1 protein-coding gene is annotated in these 12,817 nt (G+C 66.2%); it reads right to left on the reverse strand.

Annotated features, from left to right (window positions below):
- On the reverse strand, nucleotides 1-12,519 hold the full coding sequence (locus RC54_RS11865) for a hybrid non-ribosomal peptide synthetase/type I polyketide synthase (RefSeq protein ID WP_061790392.1): 12,519 nt from the start codon (nucleotides 12,517-12,519) through the stop codon (nucleotides 1-3).
- Between the last annotated feature and the right edge of the window lie 298 nt (nucleotides 12,520-12,817).

The following is a 12,817-nucleotide window of genomic DNA, read 5'->3' on the forward strand; positions in this document are numbered from 1 at the left end:
TTATTCGGAGAGTGCGCGGCGTTTCTGGGCGCGGTCATTGTTGCGCCGGCGTTCAAGGCGGGAAGCGCTGTCCGGGGCGGCGGCAGGATCAGCGGGCTGCTGCTGGCCAGCCAGGCGTCCCAGATGGGTCGCCAGGCTGGCCAGGGTGGTGTGGCTGAAGACATCGACCACCGGCAGGGTCAGGTCAAAGCGATGCTGCAGGCGTTGATGCAGGCGGATCAACTCTAGCGAGCTGGCGCCCAGTTCGAAGAAGTTGGTCTGCAACAAGGCGTCGCGCCGCTGCAGCAGATGGGCAGGCAATTCCACCAGCTCCCCCAGCAGGCTGGTCAACTGATCGGCGATGGCCTCGGGCAGATGCGCCTGGGGTGCGGCATCGTTGGCCGCAGGCGCGCTGGCGGTGCTCTCCAGCAGGCGCGCATGCCGCTCCGGCAGCAACAACGTGGCCGGTGTGGCCCAGGCGCTGTCATGGTCGGCCAGGGTGTGCAAGAGCAGTTCGTAGGCATGGAACATCTCATCGAGCAAGCCCTCCGGGAAGAGGCCATCGACGCTGTCCCAGCTCAACTCCAGCCTGCCGTGGCGCTCCACCAGTTGCTGGTCCAGCCAGACCTGGGGCGTCTGGCTGACGCTATAGACGAAGTCCCCCAGCCAGCTGTCGTGATCATCGCCCCCCTGGGCCACGCCCAGCCCGCTGGTGAAGACCACGGGCGCGGCCACCATGTTCAACTGGCCGCGCTGGCGCGCCGCTTCGCGCAGCACCCTCACCGCCGACACATCCTGGTGTTCCAGGTCTTGCCACATCTGGCCTTGCACGGCCGTGGCGCGTTGCTGGAAGCTGGCCGGCGTGCGGGCGTCGAAGGCAAACAGGACCAGCGAGGTGAAGTCGCCCACCATGCCATCGATGTCGGCATGGACGGCGGGACGATTGAACAAGGTCAGGCTCAGCGTGAAGTCGGCACGCGCCGACCAGTGGGCAATGAGCTCGGCATAGGCCGTCAGCAGCAGGGCATTGATGGTCAGGCCGCGCTGGGTGGCAAAGCCTTGCAGACGTTGCCAGCGATCCGCTGACAGCCGCATCTGGCGCCGCGTGAAATGCGGCAGCGCATCGCTGGTCCTGGCCTGCATCGGCAGGACAGGCGGCGGCGGCAGCTGTTGCAGGCGTGTGAGCCAGTAATGCAGCGATTGCTGGTTGACCGGCTGGGCCTCGCGGAACAGGACATAGTCGCGGAAGCTGGCGCTGAGCAGCGGCCATGACTGTTCCGGGTGACGCAGCCGGGCCGACCACTCCGCCAGGATCAGGCGCATGGAGCGGCCATCGCAGATCAGGTTATCCAGGCTGATGCAGATGCGGATGCGCTGCGCGTCCAGGCTGGCGGCGTGAATGGCGAAGAGCGGCCAGCGCGTGGTGTCGTGGACCGCATGCGACAACTGCTGGCGGGTCTGTTCTTGCCAATGCAGGTGTGCCGCGTCGTCGGCCTGGCGCAGATCGTGGTAGGTGATGACGTAGGGAGGCACCTCGGGCAGGCACTGTTGCAGCCCATCGTCGCTGATGACGGCGCGCAGCATGCCGTGGCGCCTGACCACGGCCTGCCAGCTCGATTGCAACTGCTCGATGGAGAAGCCCTCCACCTCGATCTCTGCATAGATATGGGTCGAGATGCCGCCCAGTTCGAAACCTGCCTTGCGGCCTATCCAGTAAGCCTGTTGCACATCGGTCAGCGGGAAGGGCTCGGCCCAGTGGACAGGGTCGGGGTGCAAGCCAGCACTGTGCGTCTCTGCCATAGCAGGTGCGGCCAGGACGCGGCGCTCGAAAGCGCCAAAGCCCGAGGCCTCGAACAGATCGGTCAGCGCCACATTGGCGTGGAGGGTATGACGGATACGCTCGATGAGACGCACCGCAATCAGGCTGTCGCCACCCAGGGCGAAGAAGTCACTGTCGGGCGTGAGTGTGCTCACGCCCAGCGCTTGTTGCCAGAGCTGGGCCAATGGAGTGTCGGCCACGGCGGAGGTGGCCGATGCCAGTGCCGCACGCATGGCCGGCCTGGGCAGGCGCTTGCGGTCCACCTTGCCGGTGGCGCTCAGGGGTAGCTCGTCCAGCGCCATCAGCGCCCCGGGCACCATGTAGGCTGGCAGAAGCTGCTGCAGCGCCTGTTGCAGGGGCGCACTTTGGAAGCGGTAGACGTGTTCGCGCTGCTGCGCCAGCAGCAATGCCAGTCCTCCCAGGGGAGCCGGCTGGATGCCGCTCCAGCCGGCCCGTTCCCAGCCAGCCTCGTTGAAAGCGCTGACCCACTGGTCGGCGCTGAGCAAGGCGTCGCCGCTGTGCTGGCGCTGGTCGGCGAACTGGGTATAGCCCTGCTCCAAGAGGGCCACGGTGGCCAGCTGGAAGTGGCTGTTGCGGGTGGTCTCCACGGCCAGCAGGCAAGCGCCAGGCGCCAGCCGTTGGCGCAGGGCGCGCAGCAGAGCGGCAATGTCGCGCTCCCGGTGCAGGGCATTGAAGGCCACGACCAGGTCCATGTCGTGTTCGGCCTGCGGGCCATGCTGCGGCGCTTGCGTGAGCTCGAAAGTGAACTGATGTTCTGGATGAGGATGCGCGGACAGCCGCTGGCGCGCCTGTTCCAGCAGTGTGCGCGACGGATCGCTGAGGTGGTAATGCAGCGGGCAGCCGGCTAGCTGCAGCAACAATTGCTGCGCGGCCAGGCCACTGCGCCCCCCCACTTCAAGGATACGCAGCGGTTGCGCACTGGCACGGGCAAGCTGCCTGATCGCTTCGGCCATGGCGCTGGTGGCGCTGGTGGCCAACGGGTTGAGCTGGGTCAGTTGTTCGGGCGAGAGGGTCTCGTCGCTGCTGTAGAACAACTCCATGGCGTCGCGCTGCTGGCGCAGGATGGCCAGCCGCAATGCGGCGCTGTGTTGCAGCCTATCCAGCACCGTGGCGGGGAGTTGCTGCACGCTGGCCAGCGCGCGCAGTTCAGCCCAGTCCGGCAGGGGGGCAGACTGCGCCGCCAGCAGCGTGCGCCAGCGTTGCAGCAGGCTGAAAAAGACCGGTGCTGCGCCGGTCTGCTGCATGAGCTGGTCGGCGCTGCAGCCAGCGGGATCGGTGATGCCTGCCTGCGCCAGGGTGTCATGCATCATCCGCAGCCCCAGTTGATCTATCAGCTGCCAGAAGTCCTGCAGACGCTCAGCCTGCGCCGGCTGGCCGGCAAACACTTGCTGGCTGTGCGAGAGGATGTCCTGCCAGAGCCGCTCCGGCTCTGTGAAGGGGCTCTCCAGCGCCTGCAGGATGGGCGAAGGACCGCCCTGTGGCACCACCCAGGCTGCCAGTCTCAATTGCGGTGGCGTGCCGATGGTATCGACCACTGCTTCGCGCACGCCCGGGCAGCGCAGCAGCGCTGCCTCGATGTCGCCAAGCTCGATGCGGTTGCCCGCGATCTTGACCTGGAAGTCGCGGCGGCCCAGGAATTCCAGGTTGCCATCGGTCCAGTAGCGGGCCAGGTCGCCGGTGCGGTAGAGGCGTTGGCCATCGGGCATGTGGATGAAGCTGTCGGCCGTCTTCTGTGCATCGTTCTCATAGCCTACCGCCAGGCCGATGCCGGCGATGTAGAGATCGCCCGTCACATAGTCGGGGCAAGGCTGGCCGTGGGCGTCCAGGACGTGATAGGCCTGGTTGCTCAAGGGTTTGCCATAGGGAATGGAGCGCCAGTGCGCGGCCACTTCCTGCACCGCAAACCAGTTCGACCAGATCGAGGCTTCGGTGGCACCGCCCATGGCGATAAGCTGGCTCGCAGGTGCGGCCTGGCGCAGGCGCGGCGGCAGGCCCAGCGAGATCCAGTCGCCGCTCAGCAGGACATGGCGCAGTCCGGGCAGGGACTGGCCGCTCTGTTCGGCACTGTCCAGCAGCAATTCCAGCAACGCCGGTACGCTGTTCCAGACGGTGACACCATGCTCCTGCACCAGCCTGAGCCAGTGGCCCGGATCACGTACCTTGTCGTGATCCGGCAGTACCAGTGTGCCACCTGCGGCCAGCGTACCGAAGATGTCATAGACCGACAGGTCGAAGTAGAGTGAAGAAAGCCCCAGTACCTTGTCCCCGGCAGTGATGCCAAAGCGCCGGTTGATATCCAGCACCGTATTGGCCGCACCCATGTGGTCGATCAATACGCCTTTGGGCGTGCCGGTTGAGCCTGAGGTGTAGATCACATAGGCGGCATCGTGCAGATTGCGCGGCGCCTCGGGCGTATGGGCCGGATAGCTGGCCAGCTGGTCTTCATCGGCTTCCAGCAGGATCGTTTCCTGACCATCGAGCAGGGATTGCACGTGAGCGCGCTCGGCGCTGCGGCTGAGCACGACCCGGATGGTGCTGCCGGCCAGGATGCTGTGCAGCCGGCTGGACGGGGTGCTGCTATCGACCGGCACATAGGCCGCGCCGCATTGCTGGATGGCCAGACAGGCCGCCACCTGCTGGCTGCATTTCTGCATGAGCACGGCGACCCGGTCGCCCGGTCGCACGCCGGCCGCCAGCAGTGCCTGGGACAGGCGCTGCGCCCATTGCGCAAGCTGGCCATAGCGCCATTGACCCTCGCGGCTAACCAGGGCGAGCTGCTCTGGCTGTTGCTGCGCACGCGAGAAGAACAGCTGGTCCAGGCAGGCTTGCGGCAAGGGCGCCGGGGTGTCATTGACCGCTTGCCGTACCTGTTGCTGGCGCAACGGCAGCATGGCCGGCAGCGCCGTCTCCCAGTGCGCCGGATCGGCGGCCAGGTAGTGCAGCAGCGTACAGTAGGCATCGAACATGGCATCAACCACGCCGGGCAGGAACAGGTCATCGATCACATCCCAGTTGAACACCAGCGCGCCTTCTTGTTCACAGGCCTGATGGTCCAGCCAGACCTGCGGAGTCTGGCTGATGCCGTACACCACCTCGCCTAGTGGACTCTGGCGGGCCGCACCCTTGGTGGGATCGCTCATGCCCAGTTGGCTGGTGAAGACCACCGGCATGGACAGCGCCTCGGCCCGCTCGCGGCCCCGGTTCCATTCGCGCAGCACGTCTACGGCGCTGAAGGCCCGGTGCTGCAGATAACCCAGGATGCTGCCATTGACCGCCGCGGCCCGCTGGGCAAAGCCGCTGCGTGAGGACAGGTCCAGCGGCAGCAGGGTGACGGCAGTGAAGTCACCCAGCAGATGCGGCACATCCTCGTGCCAGGGCAGGCGGTCAAAAGTGGTCAGGTTCAGCGTAAAGCGCTTCTCACTGCTCCAGGCTGCCAGCACTTCGGCAAAGGCCGTGATGAGCAAGGCCGCCGGGGTGCAGTTCACGCTTGCGGCCTGCTCGCGCAGCCGGCTCCACTGGTGAGCGTCGAGCCGGTGCTGACGTCGGCTAAAGCGTGGCTGGTGCTGCTGCAGGGCTTCGTGGCGCAGCGGCAACTGCGGCGCGGCCGGCAAGCTCGGCAATTGTTCCAGCCAGAACTGGCGCGCCTGTTCGCGTGCAGCCTGGCGGGCCGTGCTGTGCTGGTACTTGGCCTGGATATAGTCGCGGAAGCTGATGCTAAAGGGGCGCAGTCCCGCCGCTTGTGCATCGCCATCGGCCTGGTACAGGGCCGCCAGTTCTTCCCACAGGATCTGGCCGCTGGTGGCGTCGTTGATGAGCATGTCGATGCCGATGAAGAGGCGGCTGCGGCCTTCCGGGCAGTGCATCACGCGCACATCGAACAGCGGCCATTGCTGGCTGTCCATCACCTGGTGCGACATGGCCTGGCGCCACTGTGTCTGCAATGCGTCGGTTTGCGCCTGGCTGTGCTGGCGGCAGTCAGCCACCTGGATCGCATAATGCGGCGTCTGCGGCAGGATCCGTTGCAGACCGTCGCTGCCGATGACAATGCGCAAGGCGCCGTGACGGGCAATAAGCACGTTCCAGCAACGCTCCAGCCGTGCGCTGTCCAGGCCGTGGACGGCGTCGGCTTCGAGATAGGCATGACAGGCCACGCCGCCCAGGGCGTAATGGCTTTGCCGGCCGACCCAGTAGGCGTGCTGCAGTTCGGTCAGCACGAAGGGTTGGTCGGCCTGTGCGGGATCAGCATGGATAGGTTCAGCCGCCGCCATGGACGCGCTGGCGGACGCCTGGACCTGCTGCTGTGCCTGTTGCAACAGGTAGTCGGTGAGCGAGGCCGCCGTGGTGTGTTCGAACAGGGCCTTGAGCTCGCAGCGGATGCCCAGCGTCAGCTCGCACTGGCGCGCCAGCTCCATGATCAGGATGGAGTCCATGCCCAGGCGCAGCAGCGAAGCGTCCGGGGTGAGTTCGGCCGGGCTCATGCGCAGGATGCGCGAGAGTTCGGCGGTGACGAAGCCGGGGATGGCGGCGGCCAGCGCGGCCCGGTCAGCAGTATCGAGCGCTTGCGCCAGTGCTCCTGGCTGGCGCTGGCCAAGCAAGTCCTGGCAGCGGCTGAACAAGGCCAGAGGCTGATACAGCGTCATGAGGGCGATCAGTCTGGACCAGTCGGCCTGCACCGCCACTGCGCAGCCATCGGTCAGCAGGCTGGGGCAGGACAGCAGTTGCCCCAGCCGCTGCAGGTAATGTTCGGGGCTCAGGCGTCGGATGCCTGCGGCCCGCAACAACTGCAGCAGGGATTCATCCACGTCGGACATGCCGCCGCCGCCCCAGGGACCCCAGGCAATGGCCATGCCCGGCAGCCCTTGCTGGCGGCGCAGGCGGATCAGGGCGTCTTCGAAGGCATTGGCCGCGCCATAGGGAATCTGCAGGCGCGAGCCCCAGATGCCGGAGATGGAGCTAAAGCAGATCAGGCTGGCCTGTGGCCGTTGCAGGCTCAGGCGGTGCAGGTTCCACGCGCCCTCGACCTTGGCGCTGCTGACGCGCTCGTAGTCTTCTGGGGTCAATAGCGCCAGTTCGCGGAAGACGCTGGTGCCGGCGCAGTGGAAGAGGGCAGACAGGGTATGGCCGCTTTCTTCTTCGCATGCAGCAATCCTGTGCCAGGCTTGCTGCATGGAGGCTGCCTCAGCGATATCGGCCTGCACCTGATCAATCCGGATGCCCTGTTGCTGCAACAGGGCCAGCCACCGCGCCTGCACCCCGCTGGCCGGCTGACGCGCCAGCAGCACCAGATGGCGCGCACCATGTCGCGCCAGCCAGTCCACCATATGCCGCCCCAGCGCACCGTTGGCGCCAGCCACCAGATACAGTCCGGCCGGATCGGCGCGGAAAGTGGCGTCGGCTGGCGTCGCCATCTCTGGCAGCGGCGCCAGTCTTGGCGTCCACCATTGGCCTTGTCGCCAGGCCAGGGCATTTTCCTGCGGCAGCCACGCTTGCCATTGCGCGGCCTGGGCCGCGATCCAGTCCAGGTCTGCCGCATGCTCGCTGTCGATCATCAGCCAGCGTACCGCCGGATACTCCAGCGCCAGCGCCCGCGCACTCCCCCACAGGGCGGCCTGGCCGGGATGAACTTGGTTTCCGGCCACGGCCTGTCCCCGTTCGGTCAGCAACACCATGGCGGGCGTGCGTGCATGGCGTTGCAGGGTCTGCAGGCAGCGCACCAGATGCCAGATATCGTCGTGGGCAAACGGCGCGGCTTCATCGCTGGCCCGCGCCAGGAAGACCAGCATGTCGTCATTGCCGGGAAGCTGCGCCTGTTGGTCCGGATCGAACCAGCGCCATGCCTGCGCCGATGCGCCTCCGTGCTGGCGCGCACTGGCCAGCCACAGGCCCGGCGCCGGGTCGCTCGCTTTGGGCTGCGGTGGGTTCCAGGCTTCCCAACTGATCTGGTAGAGCGGGACCGCCGCCGCCTGCGCCGGCAGAGGCCGGGGGGGCAGCGCCAGCGGTGCATGGCGGGGAGCATCTTCGTCGTATTCGAGCCAGTAGGAATGGCGGTCGAAGGGATAGGACGGCAGCGTGTGGGCGGCCACGGTGGCGCCGGGATGGCTATGCTCCCAGAGGAAGTCCTGACCCAGCCGGTACAGGGCGGCACAGCTGTGCGCCATGCTCTGGCCATCATCCTGCTGCCGCAGCAGGCTGGCCACGAACTGCACGGGGCTGGACAACGGGCTGCGCTGCGCCAGGGCCGTTAGCACGGCATGCGGTCCCACTTCCAGCACTACGTCGGCCACCTCGGCCAGCGCCTGCAGGGCCTGGTGGAAGCGCACCGGCTCGCGCGCATGCTGGCGCAGGTAGTGGGCCGAGGGCGCCTCCTGCAGCCAGCTTCCGGTCAGGGTGGAGAGCATGGCCGTGGCGGGGGCGCTGGACGTGACCGACTGACACGCCTGCTCCCATTCTTGCAGCATCGGATCGAGCAAGGGCGAATGGAAGGCATGCGAGACGCTCAGGGCGCGGCAGTGGCAGCCTGCGCCGGCCAACTGTTCGGCCAGCACGGCAATGGCGCTGCCAGAACCGGAGAAGACCACATCCTGCTGGCCGTTGATGGCCGCAATGGCCAGCTCTTCCTGCAAGGCCGGCGGCAGCTGCCGCAGATGATCGCTGGCCTGTGCTTCGGTGAGGCGGGCCGCCAGCATCTTGCCGCCCTCAGGCAGCGCCTGCATCAGCTGGCCGCGACGTACGATGAGACGGCAGGCCTGTTCCAGTGGCAAGGCCCCGGCGATCACCATGGCGGCGAATTCGCCGATGGAGTGGCCCATCACCGCCACCGGCGCTACGCCCAGATGCAGCCACAGCCGCGCCAGTGCGTACTCAATGGCAAACAAGGCGGGCTGTGCGTGACAGGTCTGTTGCAGCAATGCTTCCTCGCCGTGGTGCATGAGATCAATGATGGAGCGGCCCAGATAGGGCAGCATCAATGTATCGACCTCGTCCAGGGCGGCGCGAAATACCGGCTGTTGCTCATGGAGTTGCCGGCCCATCCCGATGTATTGCGCTCCCTGGCCGGTAAACATCATCGCGATGCGTGGCGGCTGCGTGGCGGGTGTACCGTCCTCCACAGGTTGGGCCAGCAATGTGCGCAGTTGGGCGATATCCTGCGCGACCAGGGCTTGCCGCACTGGCAGGTGTTCGCGCTGTCGCGCCAAGGTATTGGCCAGATGGGCGGGAGGGTAGGCTGCGTCCAGCAGATGGGCGTGATAGCGCGCCAGCAACTGGCGCAAGGCGGTCTCGGTCTGGGCCGAGAAGTGGAAGACGTAGGGCCCGGCGGCTTGCTGCTGCCCGGTGCTCAGGGAGCAAGACAGCGGTGGCGGCGCCTGTTCCAGCACCACGTGGGCGATGGTGCCGGTAAACCCATAGGAGGTCACACCGGCGCGACGGACCGGTGCGCGTTGCGGCCACGCCTGCGGTGCCGTCGGCAGCCGCGCAGGGATGCGTTGCAGGTCAACCAGCGGGTTGACTTCATTGAGCCCGACCAGCGGCGGAATCAGCCCCTTTTCCAGCGCCAGGATGGTCTTGACGATGCCCGCCGCCCCGGCAGCGGCTTCCAGGTGGCCGATGTTGGTCTTGATGGAGCCCAGCCACAGAGGGTCATCGTCTGCCCGCCCGGCAAAGAGCTGCGCCAGCGAGTCATATTCGATCGGGTCGCCCAGGCGGGTGCCGGTGCCGTGCATTTCCACATAGTCGATTTGCGCTGGGCTCAGTCCGGCCCGTTGCAGCGAACGGCGCAATAGCTGGAACTGAGCCTGTCCATTGGGCGCCGACAGGCTGCTGCCGCTGCCGTCCTGGCGCACGGTCGTGTCGCGGATGACGGCGCGGATGGTATTGCCATCGGCCAGGGCCTGTTGCAGCGGCTTGAGCACCAGCACCAGGCAACCTTCGCCACGCACATATCCATCGGCGGCCGCATCCATGGTCTTGCAGCGGCCATCGGCAGCCAGCATGCCGGCCTTGTTCAGTACCACATCGATCTCGGGCACCAGGTGCAGCTTGACCCCGGCGGCCACGGCCAGCGGGCATTCACCCGCGCGCAGGCTCTGCACGGCCAGGTGCAGCGCGCTATGGGCCGAGGAGCAAGCCGTGTCCACCGACATGGCCGGACCATGCCAGTCGAAGTGGAAGGACAGACGTCCCGCCGCCGCCGCAAAGACGGTGCCGGTGCCGTAGTACGCGTCCAGGTGCGCCGGATCGGCGCTGGCAAACGGAAGGTGGCCGTAGTCGGCCGTGCCGATGCCGACGAACACGCCGGTGTCGCTGCCCTTGAGCGAGGAGGGCGTCAGTCCCGCATTTTCCAGCGCGTGCCAGCACTCTTCCAGCAACAGCCGCTGCTGGGGATCGGTATTGATGGCCTCGCGCGGCGACATCTTGAAGAAGGGCGCATCGAAGCGGTCGATGTCTTCCAGGTAGCTGCCCAACCCAGGGATATCGTCGCGCCGGCGGAAGCGCTGTGCCGGCATGCTGCGGATGGCGTCCTTGCCCTGCACCAGCATGTCCCAGAGGGCGTCTTCGGTGACGATGTCGGCGCCATCCGGACCGGGCAGCCGCAAGCCCATGCCGATGATGGCGATGTCGCTTGTCCGTGCGCTGTCGCTAGTCTGCGGCGCTGCTGCAGCCGGGCCTGGCTCCAGATCGGCGCGTAACTGTCTGAGCAGTGCATGGATGCTGGGATGCTGGTAGAGCAGATCGTCGGGCAGGTTGCGGCCCAGTTCACGGCCCAGTGCGGCGGTCAGATCCACGGCGCTCATCGAATCCAGACCATACTGGAACAGGCTCACCTCGGGGTCCAGCGAACGCGCGGAGACATTGCCCAGGTGTTGCGCCAGCCATTGGCCCAGGCCACGGAGGGAAAGGTCGAAGGCTGGCGCGGTCGGCGCTGCCATCGGTGCAGCGGGCGTCAGGATATCCTCATGCAAGACTACCAGCTCGCGCGCGAGATAGGACTGCCTGACCGTGCGCCGCCGGATCTTGCCGCTGGTGGTGCGGGGCAGGGTGCCTTTGCGGATCAGGATGATGGCATGCGCGCTCAGCTGATGCTCCTGCGCCACCGTCTGGCGGATGGTCGCGGCCAGGTCGGCGTAGTCTGAGCTCTGGGCCTGAGCGCTCTTGCGCACCTCCTGCACGATCACCAGTCTGTCCTCACCGCTGTCATCGCTCAGGGAAAACGCCGCCGCACTGTCCTCGACAGCCAGTGCATGACACTGGCTGGCGCTGGCCTCGATGTCATTGGGGTAGTGGCATTGGCCACGGAAGATCATCATGTCTTTGCGCCGTCCGGTGACAAACAACTGGCCCTCATGCAGGAAACCCATATCGCCTGTGCGCAGGAAGGGATGTTCTCCCGGCGCTGCATCGACCAGTGTTCCGGCAAAGGCTTCGTCGTTCTGGTTCTTGCCCCAGTAGCCGCCGGCCACGCTGGGCCCGCGCACCCAGATTTCCCCCACCATGTCCTGGCCCAGGCAGCGCTTGTGTTCGGGATCGACGATCAGCACTTCCTGCGCGCCAAAGTCGTCGCCATTGCCCACATACCAGCGGGCGCGCTCCTGGGGAGGATGAGGCAGGACGATATCGCGCTCGATGGCCTGCCGGTCCACGGCCAGCAGGCAGGGCCCGCGGTCATGGGTATTGGCCGATACCACCAGGGTGGCTTCGGCCAGGCCGTAGGCAGGGCGCATGGCGGTGGCGGTCAATCCGTAGGGTGCAAAGGCGTCGATGAAACCTTGCACATGCACCGGCAGCACTGGTTCGGCGGCGGGCATGAGGCAATGCACCGAGGACAGGTCCAGTTCACGGCGCTGCTGCGGCGTGGCGGTGGCCAGCGCGCTGACGCAGCTTCGCAGCGCAAAGCTGGGACAGGGAAGCACGGTGGCGCGCTCGCGGCTGGCCAGCAGCAGCCAGTCCAGCGGGGCGGCCACGAAGGACATCGGCGGCATGTACAGCGCCCTGCCACCCAGCGCCAGCGGTGCGAGGATGCCCATGATCAGACCCAGGTCATGGAACAGCGGCAGCCACGACGCCACCGTACAGGACTGGCCTTGCGGCGCCAGCAGGCGGCGCTGGAACTGGATGTTGTGTAGCAGTTGCCCGTGGCGGTTGACCACGCCCTTGGGCAGACCGGTCGAGCCCGAGGTGTATTGCAGGAAGGCGATGGCTTGCGCGTTCAGTGCATCCGGACGCTGCCATGCAGCCGCATCGGCCACCAGCGATTCGAGATGGACGATGTCCATGGCCTGCCGGGCCGCAAACTGCTTGAGCTCATCGCCTGACGCCTGTTCGATTGTTTCGCCCGTGAGCACGAAGGCCGGCTTGCAGTCGTCGCTGATGGCGTCGATCTTGGCCAGCACCCGCTTGACCCGCGCTGCCCCCGGCAGATTGACCGGCACGGCGATGATGCCGGCATAGAAACAGGCCAGCAGGCTGACCACGTAGTCCAGTCCCGAGGGGAACAGGATCAGCGCCACCGTCCCTGGCGTCCAGCGCTGTTGCAGCGCTGCGGCATGTGCGCGCACGCGCTCGGAGAGTTCGCCATAACTGAGCCGCTGCTGGCGGCTGTCGGAAAAATGCAGGGCTTCCCGCTCCCCATTCTGCCGGGCCCAATGCTCCAGCCAGTCTGGCAAAGCGGGTTTGCTACTCAGGTCGTGGGCATGGTCGGTCATGGCGAAATCCTCAGTTGAACAGCATGTAAAGAGCACAGCCAGGCTCCGATGGTGGTGCCCGGCTGTGAAATGAAAGTACAGGTCGATGGCATACTAAATGATAATGATTGCTATTTGCAATATTCATTTTTTTAGATAAGATGGTTCGCCAGGTCATTTTTGTTGTGCCGCAAGTGCAGTTCCGGACCACAGTTCCGGCCCTGTTGTGACGGCCCTGTTCCCCAGCCCGAAAGAGCATCCCCGACCATCCCGCGTCGGGTGGTGCGTATGCAAAATTCACGTCGGAAGGGGATGCCTG

Origin of the sequence: Herbaspirillum rubrisubalbicans, from assembly GCF_003719195.1 — a bacterium.
Lineage (GTDB): Bacteria > Pseudomonadota > Gammaproteobacteria > Burkholderiales > Burkholderiaceae_D > Herbaspirillum > Herbaspirillum rubrisubalbicans.